This is a genomic window from Erythrobacter sp. S227 (assembly GCF_057364925.1).
Window position 1 is genome coordinate 1,135,555 of record NZ_CP200280.1, and the last position, 23,509, is coordinate 1,159,063.

Sequence of the window (23,509 nt, forward strand, 5' to 3'; positions counted from 1 at the left end):
ATGGAATTGTCTTGGGGTTTTGCCACGGAATGGCCACGCAAGATTATCGCCTGATCTGTTTGCTGATGTCGACTTCGACGAAGGCCTTGGGCGCTGATTGCATTGCGCCGGTGTAAGCGGCGACTGCCGAATTGGTAAGCGCGCCCAATGGTCTACCAGCCGCTTCGATCTGATACGGTGAAACACGGTGCCGTGTGCAAAGGCCCTGCGCACCGTCGCTGACAAGTTGCGTTTCAAATTCGACGCCCTGGGTGAACCCTTTAGAACGCCTCACAGTAGCGACTGCCAATTGGCCATCGCCAAGATCGAGAACAAGCTCGGTGCCTATGGGTACATCAAGCAAACCTTCAATTCGGGCACCGGTTTTGGAGATGTTCCGCAGGAATACATCATAACGGCTATCACCGTGAATAAGACCGATACGGCGGAACTCGGTTCGTCGCTCGGCACGATACTTCTCAGGGCCACGCGGCTTGAACTCGAGCTCCTTATTTTCAAACCTCTCGATCAGATCTTCAAAAGAGATTGGAGCAGAGAATAGGTAGCCTTGCAAATGGGTCGCCCCGTGGCCGGTAACCATTGCAAGCTCGTCTTTGGTCTCGATGCCTTCGGCCACAGTCTCCATTTTCAGCGCTTTGGCCATACTGACAATCGCAGACACCAATGCACCGTTATTGTTGTCTTCGACTGTACAACCGCGAACAAAGCTCTGGTCTATCTTGAGCTTGTCAAACGGCGCATCTCGCAGATAGCTGAGCGAGGAATAGCCGGTCCCAAAGTCATCAAGAGAAAGCCGGACGCCTCTGCGTTTCAATTTCTTGAACAGGTGGAGAGTGCGATCAAGGTCACCGACGAAAACGCTTTCAGTGATTTCCAACTCGACCCGAGCAGGATCAACGCCGGTTTTGGTGAGAATGCGGTCGACCGTCGAATAGAAGTCTTCGGAAGCAAACTGGATCGGTGAAACATTGATTGCCGCGCGCACTTCAGGAGGACAGCTTTTAAGCTGAATACACACCTGTTCCAGAACCCATTCACCGATCTGCGTGATGATACCCAATTCTTCGGCAACCGGGATGAATTCTGCTGGAGAAACCCGTCCGCGTTCGGGGTGATCCCACCGCAACAGGGCTTCGAGCGAAGCAACTTTGTGGGTCTTTGCATCAACAATCGGCTGATACTGGATACGCAGCTCACCTTGCGAGAGCGCATCGCGCAAATCGTCCTCAATCCGCTGACGGAATTCTGCGCTATGGCTGAGTTGGCTGGAATAGAAGCGATATGTGCCTCGGCCTGCATCCTTGGCCGCGTAGAGCGCGAGGTCAGCCGCCTTGATCAGTTCGCTAGCGTCGATACCATCGTACGGAGCAACCGCCACACCAATCGAGCAACCGATGATCGCTCGCGCACCGCCAATCGAATATGGCTGAGACAGCATTTGGACAAGCCGCTTTGACAGGTCACCCAAGTCCCCGCGATCATCTTTGTCAGGGAGCATTATCTGAAACTCGTCACCGCCAAGCCGGCCAATTTCGCCCATATCTCCGACGAGCTTTTTGATCCGGGTAGCCACCTGTTTAAGCAGTTCGTCGCCTGCCGGGTGCCCTAGCGTATCATTGACCTTTTTGAAGAGATCCAGATCAAGGAGCATGATCGCGCAGGATCGCTTGGACTGCTTGAAAGTCTTCAATGTTTGTTCAAGCTGCCTTGTCATACGAAACCGGTTGGCGAGGCCTGTCAGCGAGTCATATTGTGCAGCACGCTCTGAATCGCGCGTTCTCGCAAGACTGCTAGTGATATCGCGCGCGGTGCCGTAAAACCCTGCAAAGTCGCCTTGACCATCCAGACGCGGCGTGGCGGAAATTTCCCACCAGATTTCTTTATCTTCAGTACCAAGAACCTTGACATTCAGACAAGAAATAGCGCCGCGCGATGCGAGCCGGAATTTGAGAGGGCGCGAAGTTGTATCACTCTCGTCGACATCGCCTGTCGCAAAGATTTCGGTCAGGTTCGCCCCGAGCACGTCGTCTTTTCCAGAGCCAATGGCAGTGATCGCGGAATCGGTCAGATAGGTAAGCCGGCCGGAGGCATCGCTTTCCCAGAACCAGCCCAGATTCGCAGCCTCGAGGCCTGCGAGCAAAGCTGCGCTGCGTTTGGTGCCATGCGGGATCACTTGTTTCTGCTTTGGCGCAGAAGCAAGTGTTTGTCCCCCAGACAGTTTAGACAGCAGGCCACTCATTGGTGTCTCGAATCCTCGTACAGTCCAAGGCTGCCTATTCAAAATGGGTGAAGGAAGATTAAACCGCGTTCCGGGTCATCACCGTCTATTGCGCACGCCACATATCGGAATGTCGCGAGTGCTGCGCCCCAAGTCGATCTTGCAAAGCTGGTCTGCTACGGTCATCAGTGGAGTATGTCCGATCGAGACATGTCAGCCGATCATGAAGGGAGACATGAATGCCTGAACCGAAAATCACACTTGAAAACGAAGCCGCCCAATCGACCAATGCGCTGGGACCGGTTGTGGGCCTCGCACGCGAAGATTTTGTCGGCGCTGTTGCAGTGCTTTTGCGCGAGACCGCATCGGATCCCAAACGATTGATGAAACACGCACAAAACATGGGCGAAGACATGATCAAGATCGTGACCGGAAAAAGCGACCTTGCACCCGATCCAAAAGACAAACGGTTCCATGATCCCGCATGGCAATTCAACCCTTTCTTCCGCGCAGGTGCACAATATTACCTTGCGATTCAGAAGGGTATGAACAACTGGCTCGAAGACCTCGAACTTGACGAGCTTGAGCGCAATCGCGCAAACTTCATCTCGAATATCATCATTGATAGCCTTGCTCCGACAAACTCATTGGCGGGCAATCCGATTGCGCAAAAACAGGTGATAAACTCGGGCGGGCTCAGCCTGATCAAAGGCCTGCAAAACGCTTATAATGATATCGTCCATAATAAGGGCATGGTTAGCCAGGTCGACAAACGACCATTCAAGCTTGGCGAGAATATCGCGACATCAAAGGGCAATGTCGTGCACCGCACCGAGATGTACGAATTGGTGCATTACGCGCCAACCACAGATGAAGTGTACGAAGTCCCGCAGCTTACTATCCCGCCCCAAATCAACAAGATGTATATCAACGACCTCTCGCCGGAGAAGTCGATCATCAAATGGCAGGTCGATAACGGGATGCAGACCTTTGTCATTTCGTGGCGCAACCCGTCAAAGGAACAGGGCCACTGGGACATGGCCGATTACATCGCGTCCTGCGAGGAAGCGTTACAGGTGGTCTCCGAAATCTCCGGATCGAAGAAAGTAAACGTTTCCGCCGGCTGTTCAGGCGGACAGACCGCTTCTGTGCTCGCCTCCAAGCTGGCGGCGACAGACAATCCTGTCCTGGGCACTTTGACACTGATGGTTTGCGTATTGCATCCCAAGCCCACCGACATCGAGGCGGGCTCTCTGGTCAGTGAAAATGGCATGCAAATCGCCAAGAAGCGTGCTGCCAAGAAGGGCATTATCAAAGCCGATGATCTGGCACGCGGGTTTGCGTGGCTGAGGCCCAACGATCTCATCTGGAACTACGTGATCAATAACTACCTGCTCGGCATGGACCCGCCCGCATTCGATGTTCTTTACTGGAATGCCGATGCAACGAACCTGTCGGCAAGCCTGATGGGTGATTTCCTCACCCTTTATGAAACCCTTGCGTTCTCAACGCCGGGTGAAACCGAGATGGCCGATCACAAGATCGACCTCACCAAAGTGACAGCGGACCTGTTCATCCTTGGCGGCGTCACCGATCACATTACGCCGTGGAAAGCGACTTATCGTTCGACCCAGCTGTTTGGTTCGAAAGACGTCACCTACGTCCTTTCGCAAAGCGGCCATATGCAGGCGATCCTCAACCCGCCAACCAATCCCAAAGCCAAATATTTCGTCCAGAAGAAAAAGGGCAAATTGCCTGAAACGGCTGACGAATGGCTGCAAGGCACCGAAGAAGTCAAAGGCAGCTGGTGGCCTTACTGGATGGAGTGGATCCAAAAGCGTTCCGGCAAGAAAGTCCCGGCACCAAAGACTGTGGGCAGCGATGCGTATTCTGCGCAGGAAAGCGCGCCGGGACTCTACGTTGTTGAAGAAGTCTGATAGAGAGCCAATCTAAAGCGCATCCAAAAGAGCTTATGGGAGGCACAGCCCGCAAGGGATCTGCGAGCCGTGTCTCCCACCCTCTTTACCCAACGAGATGCAGGCTGAAGGGTTGGAATGGACGTGAATGAATTTATGAAGGATGCGGTCGTCACCATGAAACAGGTGGCAGGACGGACGCTACGGGTTGCTACGTGGAGGCTCGATCAGCCTTCCGATCATCTGCCGGTTTTGTTCTTCAATGGCATCGGTGCAAATATCGAAGCGGTCGCGCCTCTTGCCGATCATTTGGCCGAGCGGCCTTTCATCATGTTTGACATGCCGGGTGTGGGCGAATCGCCTGATCCGTTGCTGCCTTACAACCCCTTCACCATCAGCTGGACCGCGGCCCAATTGCTTGACCAATTGGGTGTTGGCGATGTGGATGTCATGGGGATTAGCTGGGGCGGCGGGATCGCACAGCATTTCGCCATGCAGCACGCAGAACGCAGCCGCCGCGTCATCCTTATCGCGACAAGCGCTGGCATGTTGATGATGCCGGGAAGCCCCAAGGCGCTTACCAAAATGGCCAATCCGCGCCGCTATGTCGATGCCGATTACATGATCAAAAACTTTGAGACATTGTACGGTGACGGCCTTGGCAAGAGCAAAGGCAAAGGCGGTCATATGTCACGCCTCAAGCCACCTTCCCCGCGCGGCTATATGTATCAGCTCATGTGCATGCTCGGCTGGACCAGCGCGCCTGCTCTGCCATTCTTGCTGAAACAAGAAACGCTCATCATGATGGGCGACGATGATGCGATTGTGCCGCTTGCCAACGGCAAGTTTCTCAACATGCTCATCCCCAATAGCGAATTGGTGGTGATGGAAGGCGGCGGGCACCTGTTCCTGCTAAGCCACGAGGAAGAAAGCATTTCGGCGATCCAGTCTTTTCTTGACCGGCCAGAAGCTTCGGAAAAGACCCAAGCGGCCTAGTCGATTGGGTTAGGCTTCGGGCAGCCACTCTTCCAGAATTGCGTTTACCTCATCAGGCGCATCCTGCTGAACCCAGTGGGATACGCCGGGAAGACGCTTTAGGGTGAAGTCGCTCACCCACTCTTCGGTCCCTCGCGTGCAATGGATATTGAGCGCCACATCCTCCTCTCCCCATATCATCAATGTCGGCACGTCCACGCGCGCGTCGCCTAGATCCATTGTATCGTCATGGCGCAAAAGAGCGCGGTAGTAATTGACCATGGCAGATCGGGCACCGGGCCGTTTGCTTGCATTGCTGTAGATTGCGCGTTCTTCCGGGCCAAAGCGCTCCTGATTGCAAGACGTCTGCGCAATCAGATCGCCGACAGCATTGCCGTCTTTGCGCGCCAGCATCTTCTCTGGCAGCCAAGGAAGTTGAAAGGCAAAGATGTACCAGCTCTTCTTGAACTGCCTCCATTTCCGGATCTCACGCCGCGCCACCATCGGATGAGGCACATTCATGATGACAAGCCTTGTCAGCGGGCGCAGCTTGGTAATTGCAAAGGCCCAAGCGATGATCGCTCCCCAGTCATGGGCAAACAAAGTGACCTTTTTGGCCCCGCTTGCATCAATCAGGTCGGCGACATCCTGCGTCAGCCGGTCGAGCGCATAATCGCGCACACTTTCGGGCCGGTCGGTTGCGCCATAGCCGCGAATATTGGGGGCCCAGACGCGGTATCCCATTTCAGCAAGCAAAGGCATTTGATGCCGCCACGAATAATGCAATTCGGGAAAACCATGCAGCATCAGAGCAAGGTGATCACCCTTTCCCGCTTCTGCGACTTCAAAGGTCAGCCCGCTTGTTTCAACAAAGCGGATCGCGACGCCGCTGTCTTCAGGCGGGTTCCAGCTTGGCGTTGGGTCCATCAGTCTCCGCCGCGTGTGATGCCACAGACGCCTGATGTCGGCAGCCTCTTGGCTGTCGCAAGAGCAGCTGCGGCTGCACGCGGGCGATCGGTCGCGATGATATCGACCCCGCCCTCGCCCAGTTCCGCATAGCGTTCATCGGTGCCAAAACGCGCAAATACCCCGTCAAGCGAGCGATCCGGCCGCCCAAGCGTCCCGAAGATAACCTCTACATCCTGCTCATCAAGCGCCGCATAAAGATCAGGCCGGGCCACCCGTGTTCCAGTAAACGCAACAATATTCCTCAGCGGAATTCCCGCTGCGACGATCTCATCAAGGTCCCCTGGCGCATTGACCGAATAGGAAATCAGCATCTCTGGCGCGAGTTCATACAGCCGAAGAGCTTGGGCCTGTGTGTAAGCGATCAGGATCACGCCTTGCTCCATCCCGGCTTCGCGGATTTCGGAAATCACTGTCGCGAAATCAGCGGTGCGTTTGAAATCCACCTGAAGGACAGTCTTTCCCTTCGCCCATTCCAGCGTCTCAGCAAACGTCGGCACCTTATAGGGCGTTACCCACCCCGCTTCATCCACCAGGTTGAGCCGGGAAACCTCGGCCCATGGCACATCGGTGACAGAGCCTGCGCCTGTGGTAGTGCGATCCAGCGTGCGGTCATGCATCAGGTAATGGACACCATCCGGGCTGGCCGCGACGTCGATTTCCATCATTGCAGGCGCTGCGTGGAGCACTGCATCCATGGTCGGGATCGCATTTTCAGGAAGCCCTGGCGATGGGCCGCCGCGGTGTGCGGATATGATCGTGGCGCCCTCTGCTTCAAGGCAATCGAGCGTGGCGGACAAATCGCCCTCGGTCGGCATTTCCCAGGGGCCCCCTTGAAATTGCCCCATCGCCGGGGCGGATACAGCAAGCACAGCGGTGCTGACCGCCATCAATAACGCTTTCGATTGCACGGATTCGTTCTCCTTTACCCGCCAGATTAGCGCCCTCATCCGTCTCGACAAGCTGGTTGCCAAGACAGTTTTGATGTGAGACTTTCTGAAGGGAGAGACACAGGAGAGAAACCATGCCCGCATTCGACCTAGTCATCAAAGGCGGAACCATCGTCGATGGTACAGGCTCAGAGCGCTTCATCGGAGATGTCGCCGTGAAAGACGGCCTGATTGCGCAAGTCGGAGAGGTGCGCGGCGATGCAGCACGTGAGATTGATGCAAGCGGCAAGATCGTCGCGCCGGGCTTTGTTGACATTCACACTCACTACGACGGCCAGGCAACATGGGATCAGGAAATGGCTCCCTCCAGCTGGCACGGGGTCACGACAGTGGTAATGGGCAATTGCGGCGTTGGCTTTGCCCCTGCCAAACCCGACCGCCACGAATGGCTGATAAGCCTGATGGAGGGGGTTGAGGACATTCCCGGCACGGCTCTCGCCGAGGGGATCACCTGGGATTGGGAGACTTTCCCGGAGTATCTCGACGCTCTCGAAAAGCTCCCTCGCGCGGTTGATGTGGGAACCCATGTGCCTCACGGAGCGGTGCGAGCCTATGTGCTGGGCGACCGTGAACAACCGGGCGCTGTGCCAACGGATGAAGACATCAAGGCGATGTCGGACATCGTCGAAGAAGGCGTTCGCGCCGGTGCTTTGGGTTTCTCCACCTCGCGCACAGTCCTGCATAAATCGGTCGATGGCGAACTAGTCCCCGGCACCACTGCCACCGCCGAAGAGTTGGTCGCGATTGGCCACGCTATGGGCCGCGGCCAGAAAGCAGGCGGTCATGCCGTCTTCGAAATGGCCAGCGACTTGAAGCGCGAATGGAACGAGTTTGAATGGATGGGCAAGCTAAGCCGCGAGGCGGGCGTGCCGGTAACCTTCGCAGCGCTCCAATCCATTGCCAAGGAACTGCCGCTACAAGAGCAGATTGACAAGATGCGCGCTGAGAATGACAATGGTGCCAATATCGTTGCGCAAATCGCGCTTCGCGGAAACGGTATCATCATGGCGTGGCAGGGAACGGTCCACCCCTTCGTCTATCGCCCCAGCTGGATGGCCATCGCAGACCTTCCTTGGGAAGAGCAAAAGGCGAAATTGCTCGACCCTGCATTCAAAGCGCAATTGCTCTCTGAAACCAGCGATTACACCGACGCGCCGCAGGACATTATGGAAGTCGTTGCGGTTATCACCATGGGCTGGGCCCTGCAGTACGAAATGGACGATGATTTCGACTATGAACCCGACGCAACGGCCAGCATCAACGCTCGCGGCCAAGCAGCGGGCGTCGACCCTCAGGAATACGCCTATGACCTGCTTTGCCGCGACGATGCGACAGGCTTCATCTATCTTCCGATCCTCAACTATGCGGATGGCAATCTCGATTTCCTCCACCCCTTGCAGCATTCCGATGATACGGTGAACTCGCTCTCAGACGGCGGCGCGCACTGCGGCACGATTTGCGACGCTGCATCGCCCACTTTCATGCTCGAACACTGGGTTAAAAACCGCAAACGCGGCGAGCGGATCACTCTGGAAAATGCGATCAAGCGCCAGTGCCGCGACACAGCAGTGCTCTACGGCCTTGAAGACCGCGGTGTGATTGCGCCTGGTTATATGGCCGATCTCAATGTGATCGACTTGGAGCGACTGACCCTTGGCAAGCCTTGGCTTGCCTTTGACTTGCCTGCAGGTGGTAAGCGCCTTTTGCAGAAAGCAGAAGGCTATGATTACACCATCAAGAACGGCACGGTGACCTTTGAGGGAGGCAGGTGGACGGGCGAGGCACCGGGCGGTCTTATCCGCGGGCCTCAACGCGCTGAGCTTGCCGAAGCTGCCGAATGAGCGCGTTTGTGCCAAAGGCCGGTGACTGGGCGGTTATCACCGGCGCTGGGCGCGGGATCGGGCGTTGGTTGGCGCAGCACTTTGCGGCCAAGGGAATGCGCATCTGTGCGCTCGATATCGATGCTTACGAAGCAGAAGAAACGGCGAGATTATGCGGCACAGATTCGCGCGCGCACGGATGCGACGTGTCCGACGCGAAGGAAACCGCGCGGGTTGCCGAAAAGCTGATTGCGTTAGGGGTTGAGCCCTCGCTCCTCTGGATCAATGCGGGCGTCGGCACGGCTGATACGGTTAGCGGCGCAAAACCCCGTACCCTCGATTGGTTGATGGGTGTAAACGTGATGGGCCCGATGCATACTGCGAGGGCATGGCTCCCCGTTCTGAAGGCACAAGAGGGGCCCTGCCATGTCGGCATCACCGCAAGCTCGGCATCGGTCACACCAGTCAGCGGTCCCTTTACGCTCTATGCCACCACAAAACAGATGACCGCCGCCATTGGCGAGGCGCTCATGGCGGAACTGGCAGAAGACCACATCGGCGTAACGATCCTTTGCCCCGGCATTCTCAACACGCAGATATGGAATGCGGCTCAGGCTCGGCCCGAGCGGTTCGGGGGCGCGCGCAATGCCCCCGATGAGCTAGGCGACCACTGGCGCGCGCAGCCCGGCCCCGAAGTTCTGGAGCAAGGGCTCGAGGAAACGCTCGCAAAAGGTGGTGGATGGTGCATCGTTCCAACCGAGCATGACACAGCCGAAAAGATCGCCGAGCGCCACGCCGCGCAAGCCGAAGGCTTGTTCGACTATGCCGTGCAATCAGAGGGCAAGTAGCACCCCTCTCCAACGGTTTTTCATCAAGCAGGTTTGGGAACCGTAAACGCTCCTGCGCTTGCATCGATGATGCGGCGTGCGGTTCCGCTCGCAATCGTCATCCAATACGTGCCGCCAGGCCCAAGCTTCATGCGCGCTCCCGACATCGCAAAGACCTTCGCTTCCTCGACAACCAATCCGTCCCACCGAATGAAGATCGGCCTGCTCAAAGGTGCGAAGAGTTTCCAGATGCGCACGCGCAAACCGCTCTTACACACCTCAAACGTCACGCATCCACGATATGAAACGCCAAGCTTTTCCTTGCCGAGATAAAACCCGTTGAAACGCAAGGTCTGGATCGCCGAATCATCGCGGTCAGGATAGTGCTCCTCAAGCACGGCCCAAGCGGTCATTTTGGATAAAAGGACGGTTACGACGAACCAGATCGCGGCCACCAAGACCGGCATTGCGGCGGCGTAGATCCAGACGTCTTGCGATCCGCCGCTCATGGTCTCACCACGATGCCCTTGGCCGGGTCGATCTTCCCACTGATCATCTCAAGATATGTCGCGCGCGCTGCGTCCAGCCCCTCGTGAACCTCAATCGTAACCGTGCCATCCACGGCGTCCAAGAATGCATGCCAGGTCTTGGCGATCATCTGGCCGCCTTCGGCAGCGCCATGCTCTTTGAAGAACGAGACAAAATGGTCGGGCGCAAAGAACAGTGTGGGCTTTGGTCCAGGCAGCGCGCCTGCATCTCCCCCCATCGAGCTGCGCGCTTCAATGTGGGTCGCTCCAACAAGACACGAGTATTTGAGATTGTCGGTGAAGTGATGGTGAAGCTTACCCAAAACGTCTGCATTCCCGGCAAAATCCACCGTCACACACGGACCGATAGGCAAGGTCCCGATCGTATCATATGTGCAAACCTTGTCGTAAAGCCCGGTGCTTTCCGTAAAATCAACATTGCCCGGTGACGTAAGACCAATCCGCTTCACACCCGGCGAGTTTTGCTTGGCAACGCTGGCAAGGCCCATTGCGGTTTTTGACGATGCGCTGGTGAGGATCACAGTCTCTGCGCCAAACCAATCTTCTGAACGCATGAAATAGTCGATCACAAAGCCGGTTTTGAACAACGGGCCGTAGATCATCCGCTCATTCTCGCGGGCCGGATCATGCTCCGGATCAGCAGCCAGGCGATTGTAGTTGTTGTAGACCGGGCTCATTGGCTGGCGATAATCGGTCATGTCAGAGAAGCTCGCGGCAGATATATTGCCCGGCACTGCGTCAAACTGCGTGCCCATTGGAAGGTAGCCGTAGACCCGCTCACCCTCCGCGATATCGACACACTTACTCTCGGTCACAACCGCGTGGCCCCACATCGGGACAATGCCGAGGCCATCTTCGTCAGAGGCCGGCGGAAAGAAGTTCCAATAGCCAAATCCGTCACCCACAACCGCGTAGGTGATGTTGTTCGCTGTGACCGAAAAACTCTCGACTTTCAGGCGGATCGCACCATCTGCCAGCTCACCAACTGGTACCTCGGCAAGGGTTGCATGGGTCAACTCGTTTTTGCGGACATGAACTTGGGATAGCGTCATTGGGTCAAGATCCTTGTGGTTTGGCCACAAGGTTAGCCTATCCCTTTTCGATTTCCCAGCGTGTTGCCGCGATTGAAGGACGATTTTTGAGGGTCTCAAGCCACGCCTTGATGTGATCGCATTGGGCAATTCCGACCTCGCCTTGCGGGGTCAGCTCGAGCGAGCGCAGGATGGGATAGAGAAAGACATCGGCCAATGTGATCCCTCGTTCGGCCGGGATTGCGGTCCACGCGCCATCGTTCTGAATTTCGGCTTCGAGGAAGCCCAATGCACGACTGATCTGCGGAAGCGCGCGATTAATCCTATCAGGATCAATGGGATAGCCAGCAACGCGGTGCATGATCCATGGCATCACCAAGCCATTCTCGAACAACGGAAAGAGGTAATTGTTGGCAATCGCAATCCACTTATCCATCACAGCACGATGTGATGGATCACCCGGCTGCAACGCGCCGGTATTGTGCGCATTGTCCAAATAGTGGGCGATCGAAACACTCTCGACCAACTCAAGGCCATCAACCTCGACAACAGGCACTTTGCCAAAAGGGTGGCGATTTTGCGGTGAATTCGCAGGTGTTGCGATTGTTTCGTGAGTTAGGTCCGCCTCTTCAGAAGTGATCTGAACAATTCGGGTGTAAGTCGATATAACAGTTCCGAAAATACGGACCTGCCCCTTGTCAACGCCGCTCATGGAACGACCCTATGGCGCTTCCGAAGGATCAACATCCGATTGCGCTTCGCTTTCCGCCTCAATCAGCACACGGCCCATATCTTCCATACGGCTTGCAAAGCCGCGCGCACGAAGGCCGCAGATCTGTTCGAGCTGGGTTGAGTCGCTCTCGAGATAGACAGGATAACGCTCTGCCAAAGCAACACTAATTGGTGTTCCGCGCTGCGCTTCATACCGGCCGAGGAAATAGGTCATCGTGCCCACGAGCGCTGTTCGGGCATCCGGTGTCATCACACCGTCATCAGACGCCAGAAGTCCGGCTGTATAGAGTGCACAATCCAGATCATCCTCAGGTGAGAATCCTTGGCCGGTTTTCTGCGTATTTTCTTGTGCTGAAACGGAAAATCCGCTGAGCAACAAGACGCCTGCGATGATCCCACCAAGACCACGCATCAGACGCGCATCGGCATAAGCACGTAAAGCGCCGGGCTTTCATCATCTTCACGGATCAGCGTCGGGGCACCTGCGTCAGCGAGGTGTAGCTCGATCTCTTCTGAATCGAATTGCCCAAGAATGTCTTTCAAGTAATTGGCATTAAAGCCAATTTCAAAGCTATCGCTGCCGTAGCTTGCTGCCAGTTCTTCCGCTGCATTACCGTTGTCAGGCGAGGTCACCGAGAGGGTCACACGGTCCTTATCAAGGCCCATCTTCACCGCGCGGGTTTTCTCCGTTGCGATGGTTGCCACGCGGTCCACGCCCTGGAAGAACAACTTTGGATCAACCTTTAGCAATTTGTCATTTCCGGTTGGAATGACACGGCTGTAGTCAGGGAAAGTCCCATCGATCAGCTTGCTGGTCAGCACCACGCCGCCCTCGCCCGAAAGTGTGAAGCGGACTTTCGACGCTGAAAGATCAATCATCACCGCGCCGTCCAGCGCTTCTTCCAACAGCTTACGCAATTCTGCCACAGCTTTGCGCGGCACAATCACATCAGGCATCCCATCGGCGCCATCAGGCTGCGCGATGGTGAAGCGCGCCAAGCGGTGACCATCGGTCGCAGCCGCCTTCAAAACCGGCCCATCATCGTCGCTGACATGCAGGAAGATGCCGTTCAGATAGTAGCGCGTTTCCTCGGTAGAGATCGCAAAGCGGGTCGCGTCGATCATCTGCGCAAGTGTGCGGGCAGGCAGCTCGAACGAGGTTGGAAGGTCGCCTTCGACAATCACTGGGAAGTCATCACGCGGCAACGTCGGCAGCTTGAACCGGCTGCGGCCTGCCTTGATCACCATCTGGTTATCGGAAGAATCAAGGCTGACTTGGGAACCCTCTGGCAGCTTGCGGGCAATGTCGAAAAGCAAATGCGCCGAAACTGTAATCGCGCCAGGTGCATCCACCGAGGCCGCGCTCATCGTCTCTACCACTTGCAAATCGAGGTCGGTCGCCATGACTTTTACATTTCCGCCCTCGGATGCCTCAATCAGGACATTGGAGAGGATCGGGATGGTGTTGCGGCGTTCAACCACAGATTGAACATGGGAGAGACAACGCAGGAGCGTCGCGCGTTCGATCGTAGCCTTCATCAGCGTAACCTATCGTCTTCGTGTTTCTCGGGCATTGTCAAAGGGCAAGGAATCGCCCCTGAAAAAGCCTCTGGATCGCAAAAACCTTAGCGAGGCTGTCACTAGGGGCAAGATTGCAGCTGCCCTAGGGCGCATTCCTTTGGGGATAAGGCCGCAATCAATGCTCCTTAGCGACCAATTTACCCCTCTAGGGCCAAATCAGAGCATTGCCATGCCCCCATTCACGTGGATGGTTTCACCCGTGATGTAGCCCGCCTCACGGCTTGCGAGGAAAGCACAGGCAGAGCCGATGTCATCACCCTCACCCATTTTGCCCATGGGGATCTTGGCGTTGATCGTCTCGGTTTGTTTCTCGTCGAGCGCCGTTGTCATAGCGGTGCGGATAAAGCCGGGCGCAACACAATTGGCAGTGATCCCGCGGCTCGCGACTTCTTGCGCAAAGCTCTTCGTCATGCCTGTAAGGCCTGCTTTGGCGGCGCAATAGTTCATCTGTCCGGGGTTGCCGGTATGGCCAACAACCGAGGTGATGTTGATGATGCGGCCAAACCGGCCCTTCATCATCGGACGAGCGGAAGCACGCATGAGGCGAAAGGCGGCCTCAAGGTTGACCGAAATCACGCTGTTCCAGTCATCATCCTTCATCCGCATCGCCAAGCCATCGCGCGTGATGCCGGCGTTGTTCACTAGGATGTCGATCCCGCCGAGTGTATCGACAGTTGCCGGAATAAGCTCATCGACCTGCGTGCTATCAGACAAATTGCAGGTGATCTCGACATGGTCGCCCGCCTCGGGAGAGCCCACTTCCGAGATAAGCTGTTCGCGAAAAGCGCGCAGCTTGTCTCCGTTGGAGCCCGAAAGCGCCACACGCGCTCCTTGTTTGGCAAGAGCGATTGCAATCGCCGAACCGATCCCGCCACTCGCGCCGGTCACCAGCGCGTTCATTCCATCCAATCGAAACATTGTCGGCTCCTCACCAATCAAAATAATAGATCACGGCGTCTTCACGCTCGTGCTTGAAACCCCGATAGAGACCATTTGCCGCATCATTATCCGGCTCGGTCCCTAACCAAATCTCTTCAATGCCTTCATCATCGGCTCTGTCAAAAAGAGCCTGCATGAGCAAGCGAGCTATGCCCTTGCGTCGCCATTCGTCCCCTGTGCCAATTTCGTCAAGGAAGAGCTCTGTTGGCTTGTCGGGATGGGTGTGGATGACGGCCATCACCATGCCCACCACCAAGCCGTCATGAACTGCGACACCCATCCAGTTGGCAGGGTTATCGAGATAGGCTTTGAGCCTCGCAGGGTCGATCGCGTGATCGAACGTTCCCTTTGCCACCCGGTCAAGAAGATGTGTGTTCTGCGAAGTAATCCACTGGATCGAGAGGCTTAACGTGCTCAAAGCGAGCTCGCAAAACCTTCCAGATCCTCCATCGTGATGAGACTGGCCGTCTCAGCTTCGCCTGCGATTTTGCGGATCATGGGTGAGAGGACTTTGCCTCCAAGTTCCACGAAGTGCTCCACTCCATCTGCGTGCATTGCCGCCACGCTTTCGCGCCACCTGACGCGGCCCGTGACTTGCTGGACAAGCAGGTCTTGCTCTTCGGCAGGATCGGTGACTTTGGCAGCGGTCACATTGGCATAAAGCGGCAAAGAGAGCGCGCCCGGAGGTGTCTCGGCCAAAGCCTCTTTCATCCGGTCGGCCGCTGGTTGCATCAATGAGCAGTGGAATGGTGCTGATACCGGCAGAAGTACGCCGCGTTTGATCCCGTGTTCTTTGACCAGAGCCACAGCGCGTTCAATCGCGCCCTTGTGGCCGGAAATCACGACCTGGCCCGGATCATTGTCATTGGCGACTTCGCAGACTTCACCCTCGGCAGCAGCTTCGGCGAGCGCATTCGCTTTCGCGATATCTGCTCCAAGCAATGCCGCCATCGCGCCCAGGCCTACTGGAACAGCCGCCTGCATCGCAGAACCACGCAGTTTCAACAGCCGCGCTGTAGTGGAAAGATCAAATGCCCCCACGGCGCACAATGCGGTATACTCGCCCAAGGAGTGGCCCGCGACGCAATACCCCTTGTCGGCTAGCTTGACGCCAAACTCAGCCTCAAGCACCCGCAAGGTCGCAATTGCATTGGCCATGATCGCCGGTTGAGCATTCGCTGTAAGGGTAAGCTGGTCCTCTGGCCCTTCTGCCATAATCGCCGACAGTTTTAGCCCCAACGCATCATCGACCTCCTCGAAGACCTCGCGCGCTGCGCTGCTTGCAGCGGCTAGATCCAGCCCCATGCCCACTTTCTGGCTGCCCTGACCCGGGAAAACAAAAGCCTTCATGCAAAATTCCTCCTGTTGCCGCGAGCCGTTACGAAGCCCCGGCAGGACCTGCAAGCCCGAATGGCACAACCTTGTTGGCAGATGTGTGCCCTATCTCTGCGCGGCCAAGATAGGGGATACCCGCCCTTGCGCACCAGAACTTGGCGATTTCCTCTTCGGTTGAGCCGAAAGGAATATCGTTCTCCGGGATATCCGTAACTGCGCCCAAGCGAATACCAGCAAGACGCGGAAGGCTGCCGGCGAGCGCGAAAAACACGCGGTCGATAGCGTAGAGCTGCTCGCTCACTTCCTCCACCATGACTACGTGCCCTGTTAGGTCAGGCATCAAAGGGGTCTTGGCGAGCATGGCCAGGGTGATGAGGTTGAACGCTGCTGTTGGCGTTGTGCCATCAAGGCTGGGCTCAAGCCCGGAGTTGTCGCCGCTAAACCACCTCAGCACGCGGCGCACCGATTTAGGACCGCTTGAAGAACTCGCACTGATCGGCATGGAGCCATGAGCGCATTGCCCGATTCCGGCCCGGTAAAGCGCGCCCAAAAGGTATCCGCAATCCGAATAGCCGACATAGGTTTTCGACCTAGCCGACGCATTCATCCGCGCAATCGCTGCCTCTGCAATGCGATTGGAGCCATAGCCGCCACGCGCAAACCACACTGCGTCAAACGAAGGGTCATTCGCGCAATCGAGCAAGCCAGTAAGCCGCGTCAGATCATCCCCCGCAAAGTGCCCTACCCGCTCAAAGCATTGATCATGGAATGTTACCGAATGATCGGGAAATTCTGCCTCAACCAAGGCCTCCAAAGCGGCGGCGTGATCGCGGGTAATTGCCCTTGCAGGCGCACAGATGGCGATATTTGTCATTAACTCAGCCTAGGGCGCTTGTAACTCGCGTGGCAAGCCCATAACCATGTGCGCCATGAGTGAAACGGTGGATCAAGCGCCTGAAGAGCGCCCTTTCTTTTTCTGCGGAATTGGCGGTTCAGGCATGCTCCCGCTTGCCCAGCTTGCTCAAGGATTTGGCCATGAAGTCGCAGGATCAGACCGATCCTACGATCAGGGTCGCACTCCTGAGAAATTCGCTTGGCTTGCGGACAATGGCTTCACGCTGTTTCCACAAGATGGGAGCGGGATCACCTCCACGGATCAGGTATTGATTGCATCTGCTGCTGTCGAAGACACTGTCCCCGAAGTTGCGCGCGCGCACGAACTTGGCTGCAAACGAATGACGCGCGCAGAGCTTTTGGCTGAGCTTTTCAACGAGGCGGGCTATTCGGTTGCGGTTGGCGGCACCTCGGGAAAGAGCACGGTTACGGGCATGATCGCCTGGATCATGGCGGACGTTGATCATGATCCCACTGTTATGAACGGCGCGGTGATGAAGAATTTCGCCGATGAGGCCAACCCCTTCGCCAGCGCACGGGTGGGTTCGCCGCGTATCTTTGTCAGCGAAGTGGATGAAAGCGATGGCTCGATCGCCCTCTACAAGCCCACAATCGGTGTGCTTCTGAATGTGAGCCTCGATCACAAGTCCATTGAGGAATTGCGCCAATTGTTTGGCAATTTTCTTGCCGAGGCAGGCTGTGCAATCATCAATATGGACGACGAGGAATCGCGAGAGCTCGCAGGCAGAGCGACGCAAAAAGTAACCTTTGGCATTTGCGATCAATCCGCCGACATCACGGTTGAACCGGAAAGCATTGAAGAAGGGCCATTGAGCATCCGTGCAGTTCTTCTCGACAACCGCACACGCGAAGTTTTCCCGCTGGATTTGCCGATGCCAGGCATCCACAATCTCGCAAACGCGCTGGCTGCGATTGCAGCGATGAGCGCGGCGGGAATTGAAATCACTCGCTCGGTCTACGCGCTCAGCCGTTTTAAGGGGCTTGCGCGGCGGTTTGATGTTGTGGGCACCAGTCCCTCTGGCATCAGCGTGATCGACGATTTTGGCCACAACCCGGAGAAATGCGCGGCGACATTGCGCACCCTGAAGGCAACCGAAGGCCGCGTAATCGCGTTTTTCCAACCGCACGGTTACGGCCCATTGCGCCAGATGGGCGATGAGCTTGCACAGACCTTTGCGCGCGAGCTTGGCGATGGTGACATCACGATTATGTGCGATCCTGTGTACTTTGGCGGAACAGTGGACCGCAGCGAAGGGACAGAGCGGATCATCAAGCTTATCGAGGACAATGGCGGTTCCGCCGAGCACATTGCAACACGCGAGGCTTGCGGCGACCGGATGGTTGAGCTTGCCCGGCCCGGTGACCGCATCGTTATAATGGGTGCGCGCGATGATACTTTGAGTGCGTTTGCAAAGAGTGTGCTAGAGCGATTGGGATGACTTACTATAGTCGCCTATGGCTTATCTGGTTTTTGTGGGTCGGAGCTCCATTAGGCGGGATGATTATCCTGCTAGCTTTTGTACTCACAGCCCACTCTCTTATTGGTGAGCCAATACCATGGGCTGCAGCCTTTCTGGGAGTCTGGCTTTTTGTAGGCCTTTTCAGATTGGCAGATCGTTATTCCTGCACCGAATGCATGACGAGCATTTGGGGAACACCACGCTTGTTTCTCGTCTTGGGAATGCGGTTCGCTTTCCTGCCACCACCAATACGATGCCGCGAATGCGGACACCGCTTTGTGTTGGAACAGCTCACGTGACAATCTACCGCCTTGCCGTGCGCCATGCGCAATTGATGCTGTTCGCAACGCTGGCGGCTTTTATGTTTGTGATCACCATCGACAAATGGTTGGGCCATTCGACTTGGGCCTTTGCTGTCGCGGTGCTGCTCTTGATCGTGGTCAATGTACGGATCAGGCTCTTCAACTGCCCCAAATGCGGCAAAAACCTGTTTTTCCGCGGGCCCCTGATCGTGCCTTGGCCAAACAAAACCTGTGGTCAATGCGGGGCGGAATTGGACCAGCTGGGCTAAGGCGCGACGGCCTTTTCCTTTGCGATAGCAGCCTTGTAAGCGTCCCTTGATGTTAGCCTTTCGCGGTATGCCTTAAGCGGCCCCGGAATCCGTTCGTCCAGCCCGACGGCCTTGGCCAAAATGAGCGCATAGCCCACGCAAATATCCGCCACGGTGAAACGGTTTGCGCATAGATATTCGCGCGTCTTCAACCGTTGCTCGATCTTCACTAATCGCTTTTCAAACCAGTTGGCATAGGCATGTCCGGCCTCCTCCCAGCCCTTGTGCTTCTCGAACAGGGCAAAGCGCATGTAGACCGTCTGCGGAAAGGTTATCGTCGCGTCCGCGTGATAGGTATAATCGAGATACTCGCCATAGTCCGCCTTGCCCTGCGCTATGATAAGGTGATCTGCCCCGCCCTTTACCGCCAAATAGTGCGCAATTGCGCAGCTTTCGGTCATTTGTGTCTCGCCGTCTATCAACATCGGAATCGTGCCCAGCGGATTGGTCTCCAGATACTCCGGTGCTTTATGACGCGGCGGGAATGGAAGGACCCGCAGGTCTAGCTCGACGCCTGCCTCTTCTGCTGCCCACGTGCAGCGCTGACCGCGTGATCCAACGCAGGTGTAGAGAATGGGCGCTCCCTGTTGCTCTTGGGTCATCAATGCGCCCCTTCATAGCCGATGACTTTGTGCAAGACGAAAGCGATCACCGCTCCAAGCGCGAGGCCGATAAGCCCTGAAATCGCGGCATAGGTGACCCAGCCAGCCACACCCGAAAGAGCGCCTGTTGCGCCCGCAACCGCATATTCGGCCCCGTGGGCAATGTCATAAAGGAGGTCGAAGCCAACCTCATGCGTGCCGTGAACGATGATTCCGCCGCCCACCCAAAGCATCGCAATGGTGCCTATAAACGACAGCGCAATGAGAAGCTTCGGCATGGCTCGAAGCAGGAACACCCCGAACCGGCGGACATTGGTGACTTCGCTCTCGCGCAGCAATCGCAGGCCCACATCATCCATCTTTACGATGAGCGCCACAGACCCGTAAACCGCAACCGTCACTACAAACGCAACCAATGCAAGCCCAAGGCCGCGTTCCCACCACGTGGGAAGATCAAGCTCGTTCAAGGTGATCGCCATGATTTCAGCAGACAGGATCAGATCGGTGCGAATGGCGCCTGCGATGCGCTGTGTCTCAAAAGCCGCGGGGTCGGCAATTTCATCCTCGACCGTCTTGCCGTGCTTTGCCCCGCCCAGCTTCTCCATCACCTTTTCCGCGCCTTCGTAACACAGGAAAGCGCCGCCCAGCATCAGGATCCAGATGATTGCTTGCGGCAAAAATTCGGAAAGCAAGATTGCGCCAGGGAGCAGAATAATAAGCTTGTTGAACAAGCTGCCCTTGGTGATCGCCCAGATAATCGGGAGCTCGCGCGCTGGCGAAAGGCCGGTTACATAGCTTGGGGTAACCGCCGCATCGTCGATCACAACGCCTGCGGTCTTTGATCCCGCCTTGCCCGCTGCCACTGCAATATCATCAACCGATGCCGATGCTGCCCGTGCAATCACCGCTACGTCGTCGAACAGCGCTACCAATCCTGATGGCATCTCGATAATTCTCCTTTAAGCGCTCCCAGCCATGCCCGAGTGCATTGCCTGCGCCAAGCGCACAAGGCTTGCATTCCCCACCAAACTCGGTATGTGCGCGAAACCTCTTTCATCGACAGAGGCCAGAAGAAAGCCGGAGGGGCCCTGCAATCCCGCAGACAAGCCAGCGATCGGCATTACAATGTAAGGACGTGGATATGGCTCTTTATGAGCACATCTTCCTCGCGCGTCAGGACCTCTCGCAGGCCCAGGTAGACGCGCTGGCGGCCTCGGCGACCGAAATCGTCGAAGCGAACGAAGGCAAGGTCACCAAGACCGAAACATGGGGCCTTAAATCCCTCGCCTACAAGATCGACCGCAACCGCAAGGCGCATTTCGTCATGCTCAACATCGACGCCCCTGGCTCGGTTGTTGAAGAGCTCGAGCGCCAAACCCGTATCAATGAAGACGTCATCCGTTACATGACCATCCGTGTTGAAGAGCACGAAGAAGGTCCTTCGGTAATGATGCGTAAAAACGAGCGCGATCGTAAGCGCCGTTCAGACCGTGAGGAGCGCGACTGATGGCCCGTCCTTTCTTCCGCCGCCGCAAATCTTGCCCGTTCTCAGGCAAGGAAGCCCCGAAAATCGATTACAAAGACGTGCGTCTGCTGCAGGGCTTTATGTCCGAGCGTGGCAAGATTGTGCCTTCGCGCATCACCGCCGTCTCAGCCAAGAAGCAGCGTGAATTGGCCAAAGCCATCAAGCGCGCACGCCACATCGGCTTGCTTCCTTACATCGTGAAATAGGAGAAGAGCACATGGATATCATTCTTCTCGAACGCGTCGAAAAACTCGGCTCGATTGGCGATGTTGTCACCGTAAAGGATGGCTATGCTCGCAACTTCCTTCTTCCACAAAAGAAGGCCCTGCGCGCAAACGATGCCAACAAGGCCGTGTTTGAAGCCAACCGTGAACGTCTTGAAAAAGAAAACGCTGAAAAGCGGACTGTGGCAGAAGCCGCTGGTGAGAAAGTTGCAGGCGCTGAGGTTATCCTCATCCGTGCAGCATCGAACACCGGTCAGCTTTACGGTTCGGTCAACGTCCGCGACATGGTCGCTGGTCTGACCGAGCAGGGTCACGATGTTGACAAGAAGCAGGTCATCATGGGTGCGCCAATCAAGACGATTGGCATGCACGATGTGACTGTCGCCCTGCACCCAGAAGTGCACGTAACTGTGAAAGCAAACGTTGCCCGCTCTGACGATGAAGCCGAGCTTCAGACCCAAGGCGTCGACGTTCTTGCGCAAATGTTCGAAGAAGAGCAGCGCGAGATCGAAGAAGCAGCTGCTGACACCAAGATCGACAATGCCGGTCTTGAGCCTGGCGAAATCCCCGAGGAGCTCTTCGAAGAAGGCGCAGCGCCTGAAGCAGAAGAAGCTGCCGCAGAAGCCCCAGCAGCCGATGCAGACGCTGCGGCGGAGGAGAGCGAAGGCTAAGCCTCTCGCTTGTCATAAAAGCCAATCAAAAGGGCGCGAGAGTCACAAGACTTTCGCGCCCTTTTTGTAAAAGGCCCTCAAAAGCCCTAAATGATACAGAAATAACAACGGACAAAAATATATGACACCAATCCCCACAATCCTTGAACAACTGCAGCAGCACTACGACCAAGCCGTCCGCGCCTTGCGCGAAGACGTTATCGCTTTCGGGAAGAACGGCACCATACCGCCTGAGCGCAAGCGCCATGACGGCTCTTACGCCTATCCCCAGCTGACCTTGCATTATTCGGGAGTGGGTGACCCTCAGGACCGCAGCCGCGCGTTTGGCCGGTTGGAACTGCAAGGGACCTATACCACGACGATCACGCGGCCTGATCTGTTTGCTGCCTATCTGGAAGAGCAGCTTGGATTGATCGCAGCTGAGTACGAGATTGACGTGACCGTCAGTCGTTCGCGCCAGGAGATCCCCTTCCCGTACGTATTGGATGGCGAGGCTGGTGCTGCGATGCAGGGCATTGCCCCTCAAGATATCGCGCAGCACTTCCCTTCGACTGATCTCTCTTTGATCGGCGACGAGCTGGCAGACGGGATCGAATTCGATGAAAATGCGGACATGCCGCTATCGCTTTTCGATGGCCTTCGCACCGACTACTCGCTGGCTCGCCTCGCCCACTACACTGGCACAAAGGTTGAGGATTTTCAGGATTTTATCCTGTTCACCAACTACCACCGCTATGTCGATGAGTTCGTGAATTGGGGCGCACAGCAAATCGGCAAGGAAAGCTATACCGCTCTCAAAGGCGCCGCTGGGCTCATCATTGAAGAATGCACTGACAATGCGCAGGCCCAATTGAACGACACCGCCTGGCGCAAACACCAGATGCCCGCCTATCACCTGATCCGCGAGGACGGTAAGGGCATCACACTGGTGAACATTGGCGTTGGCCCATCCAATGCGAAGACGATTTGCGACCACTTGGCAGTGCTTCGTCCCCATGCCTGGATGATGATTGGTCACTGCGGCGGTGTGCGCTCAAGCCAGAAGATCGGCGATTTCGTACTCGCTCACGCGTATTTGCGCGATGACCATGTGCTTGATGGCGTGCTGCCTCCAGAAGTGCCGATCCCGCCAATTGCCGAGGTGCAACTTGCCCTCGCCGGTGCGGCAGAATCGGTTTCCGGTGTTCAAGGCGCGAACATCAAACAGCGCATGCGCACGGGCACGGTCGTCACCACCGATGACCGCAACTGGGAGCTGCACTACTCCAGCTCGGCCAAGCGCTTTTCACAAAGCCGGGCGATCGCAGTTGAAATGGAAAGCGCCACGATCGCTGCTCAAGGGTACCGCTTCCGCGTTCCTTACGGCACGCTGCTGTGTGTGTCGGACAAGCCGCTTCACGGTGAGATCAAGCTGCCGGGCCAGGCCAACAAGTTCTACGAAGAGGCCATCGCTGCCCACCTCCAGATTGGTCTCGAGGCATGCAAATATCTCCGGGATGAAGGCGACCGCTTGCACAGCCGCAAGCTGAGAGCGTTCAACGAGCCACCATTTAGGTAGTTTCACAGGCCAATTCGCGCAGCTACCCCCTACGACCAGGGGAAGCTACGCAAGCGGGCGAGGTGATTGTTCTAACCAAACTGTCGCACTAGAGAGCGTATGATCT

Annotated in this window: 24 protein-coding genes; 10 read left to right on the plus strand and 14 right to left on the minus strand. The window is 56.4% G+C overall.

Annotation, left to right across the window (positions count from 1 at the left end; genetic code table 11):
* Positions 1-43: 43 nt before the first annotated feature.
* On the minus strand, positions 44-2,239 hold the full coding sequence (locus tag AC0V6Q_RS05405; RefSeq protein WP_486167385.1) for an EAL domain-containing protein: 2,196 nt from the start codon (positions 2,237-2,239) through the stop codon (positions 44-46).
* Between the two features lie 218 nt (positions 2,240-2,457).
* Here AC0V6Q_RS05405 and AC0V6Q_RS05410 point away from each other — a divergent pair, with 218 nt between their 5' ends.
* Entirely contained in the window at positions 2,458-4,155 is a 1,698-nt protein-coding gene (locus AC0V6Q_RS05410) for an alpha/beta fold hydrolase (RefSeq protein ID WP_486167386.1), read from the plus strand.
* Positions 4,156-4,272: 117 nt separating this feature from the next.
* On the plus strand, positions 4,273-5,130 hold the full coding sequence (locus AC0V6Q_RS05415; RefSeq protein WP_486167387.1) for an alpha/beta fold hydrolase: 858 nt from the start codon (positions 4,273-4,275) through the stop codon (positions 5,128-5,130).
* Between the two features lie 9 nt (positions 5,131-5,139).
* On the opposite strand, the gene AC0V6Q_RS05420 is transcribed toward AC0V6Q_RS05415, so the two are convergent.
* The gene (locus AC0V6Q_RS05420) at positions 5,140-6,036 is read right to left on the minus strand and encodes an alpha/beta fold hydrolase (RefSeq protein ID WP_486167388.1); all 897 of its coding nucleotides are present in this window, start codon (positions 6,034-6,036) and stop codon (positions 5,140-5,142) included.
* Positions 6,036-6,965, minus strand: coding sequence for a glycerophosphodiester phosphodiesterase family protein (locus AC0V6Q_RS05425; RefSeq protein WP_486167389.1), 930 nt, complete (start codon positions 6,963-6,965; stop codon positions 6,036-6,038). The genes AC0V6Q_RS05420 and AC0V6Q_RS05425 overlap by 1 nt, the downstream gene beginning before the upstream one ends.
* Positions 6,966-7,099: 134 nt before the next feature.
* Between AC0V6Q_RS05425 and AC0V6Q_RS05430 the strand changes: the two genes are divergently transcribed.
* Both AC0V6Q_RS05430 and AC0V6Q_RS05435 read left to right on the plus strand, forming a co-directional pair.
* Positions 7,100-8,866: an N-acyl-D-amino-acid deacylase family protein gene (locus AC0V6Q_RS05430; RefSeq protein ID WP_486167390.1), complete on the plus strand. Its 1,767-nt coding sequence runs from the start codon at positions 7,100-7,102 to the stop codon at positions 8,864-8,866.
* Positions 8,863-9,693: an SDR family NAD(P)-dependent oxidoreductase gene (locus AC0V6Q_RS05435; protein WP_486167391.1), complete on the plus strand. Its 831-nt coding sequence runs from the start codon at positions 8,863-8,865 to the stop codon at positions 9,691-9,693. Before AC0V6Q_RS05430 ends, AC0V6Q_RS05435 begins: the two co-directional genes overlap by 4 nt.
* A gap of 23 nt (positions 9,694-9,716) precedes the next feature.
* On the opposite strand, the gene AC0V6Q_RS05440 is transcribed toward AC0V6Q_RS05435, so the two are convergent.
* The 9 genes from AC0V6Q_RS05440 to AC0V6Q_RS05480 form a co-directional block, all read right to left on the minus strand.
* Positions 9,717-10,181: a hypothetical protein gene (locus tag AC0V6Q_RS05440; RefSeq protein ID WP_486167392.1), complete on the minus strand. Its 465-nt coding sequence runs from the start codon at positions 10,179-10,181 to the stop codon at positions 9,717-9,719.
* A complete protein-coding gene (locus AC0V6Q_RS05445) occupies positions 10,178-11,272 on the minus strand; it encodes a DUF2855 family protein (protein ID WP_486167393.1) in 1,095 nt (364 codons plus the stop codon). The genes AC0V6Q_RS05440 and AC0V6Q_RS05445 overlap by 4 nt, the downstream gene beginning before the upstream one ends.
* A gap of 37 nt (positions 11,273-11,309) precedes the next feature.
* The gene (locus tag AC0V6Q_RS05450) at positions 11,310-11,963 is read right to left on the minus strand and encodes a glutathione S-transferase family protein (protein ID WP_486167394.1); all 654 of its coding nucleotides are present in this window, start codon (positions 11,961-11,963) and stop codon (positions 11,310-11,312) included.
* Between the two features lie 9 nt (positions 11,964-11,972).
* Complete coding sequence (locus AC0V6Q_RS05455) at positions 11,973-12,395, minus strand: hypothetical protein (protein ID WP_486167395.1); 423 nt, start codon at positions 12,393-12,395, stop codon at positions 11,973-11,975.
* The gene (gene dnaN, locus AC0V6Q_RS05460; RefSeq protein ID WP_486167396.1) at positions 12,395-13,522 is read right to left on the minus strand and encodes a DNA polymerase III subunit beta; all 1,128 of its coding nucleotides are present in this window, start codon (positions 13,520-13,522) and stop codon (positions 12,395-12,397) included. The genes AC0V6Q_RS05455 and dnaN overlap by 1 nt, the downstream gene beginning before the upstream one ends.
* A 198-nt stretch (positions 13,523-13,720) precedes the next feature.
* Entirely contained in the window at positions 13,721-14,482 is a 762-nt protein-coding gene (fabG, locus tag AC0V6Q_RS05465) for a 3-oxoacyl-[acyl-carrier-protein] reductase (protein WP_486167397.1), read from the minus strand.
* A 10-nt stretch (positions 14,483-14,492) separates the two neighbouring features.
* On the minus strand, positions 14,493-14,921 hold the full coding sequence (locus AC0V6Q_RS05470; protein ID WP_486167398.1) for a GNAT family N-acetyltransferase: 429 nt from the start codon (positions 14,919-14,921) through the stop codon (positions 14,493-14,495).
* Positions 14,918-15,853, minus strand: coding sequence for an ACP S-malonyltransferase (gene fabD, locus AC0V6Q_RS05475; protein ID WP_486167399.1), 936 nt, complete (start codon positions 15,851-15,853; stop codon positions 14,918-14,920). Before fabD ends, AC0V6Q_RS05470 begins: the two co-directional genes overlap by 4 nt.
* Positions 15,854-15,881: 28 nt before the next feature.
* Entirely contained in the window at positions 15,882-16,712 is an 831-nt protein-coding gene (locus tag AC0V6Q_RS05480; protein ID WP_486167400.1) for an LD-carboxypeptidase, read from the minus strand.
* A 55-nt stretch (positions 16,713-16,767) separates the two neighbouring features.
* Here AC0V6Q_RS05480 and AC0V6Q_RS05485 point away from each other — a divergent pair, with 55 nt between their 5' ends.
* Together AC0V6Q_RS05485 and AC0V6Q_RS05490 are read left to right on the plus strand one after the other, a co-directional pair.
* Positions 16,768-18,192 (plus strand): glutamate ligase domain-containing protein, encoded by a 1,425-nt coding sequence (locus AC0V6Q_RS05485; RefSeq protein ID WP_486167401.1) that lies wholly within the window; start codon positions 16,768-16,770, stop codon positions 18,190-18,192.
* Between the two features lie 316 nt (positions 18,193-18,508).
* Entirely contained in the window at positions 18,509-18,784 is a 276-nt protein-coding gene (locus tag AC0V6Q_RS05490) for a hypothetical protein (RefSeq protein WP_486167402.1), read from the plus strand.
* Here AC0V6Q_RS05490 and AC0V6Q_RS05495 read toward each other — a convergent pair.
* The gene (locus tag AC0V6Q_RS05495) at positions 18,781-19,425 is read right to left on the minus strand and encodes a glutathione S-transferase family protein (protein WP_486167403.1); all 645 of its coding nucleotides are present in this window, start codon (positions 19,423-19,425) and stop codon (positions 18,781-18,783) included. The genes AC0V6Q_RS05490 and AC0V6Q_RS05495 overlap by 4 nt on opposite strands.
* Complete coding sequence (locus AC0V6Q_RS05500) at positions 19,425-20,369, minus strand: DUF808 domain-containing protein (RefSeq protein WP_486167404.1); 945 nt, start codon at positions 20,367-20,369, stop codon at positions 19,425-19,427. Before AC0V6Q_RS05500 ends, AC0V6Q_RS05495 begins: the two co-directional genes overlap by 1 nt.
* A 197-nt stretch (positions 20,370-20,566) precedes the next feature.
* Between AC0V6Q_RS05500 and rpsF the strand changes: the two genes are divergently transcribed.
* From rpsF to AC0V6Q_RS05520, 4 genes are all read left to right on the plus strand, one after another.
* A complete protein-coding gene (rpsF, locus tag AC0V6Q_RS05505) occupies positions 20,567-20,932 on the plus strand; it encodes a 30S ribosomal protein S6 (RefSeq protein WP_486167405.1) in 366 nt (121 codons plus the stop codon).
* Positions 20,932-21,156, plus strand: coding sequence for a 30S ribosomal protein S18 (gene rpsR, locus AC0V6Q_RS05510; RefSeq protein ID WP_034957989.1), 225 nt, complete (start codon positions 20,932-20,934; stop codon positions 21,154-21,156). Before rpsF ends, rpsR begins: the two co-directional genes overlap by 1 nt.
* An 11-nt stretch (positions 21,157-21,167) precedes the next feature.
* On the plus strand, positions 21,168-21,845 hold the full coding sequence (gene rplI / locus AC0V6Q_RS05515) for a 50S ribosomal protein L9 (protein ID WP_486167406.1): 678 nt from the start codon (positions 21,168-21,170) through the stop codon (positions 21,843-21,845).
* A gap of 121 nt (positions 21,846-21,966) precedes the next feature.
* Positions 21,967-23,403, plus strand: coding sequence for an AMP nucleosidase (locus AC0V6Q_RS05520; protein WP_486167407.1), 1,437 nt, complete (start codon positions 21,967-21,969; stop codon positions 23,401-23,403).
* Positions 23,404-23,509: the final 106 nt, after the last annotated feature.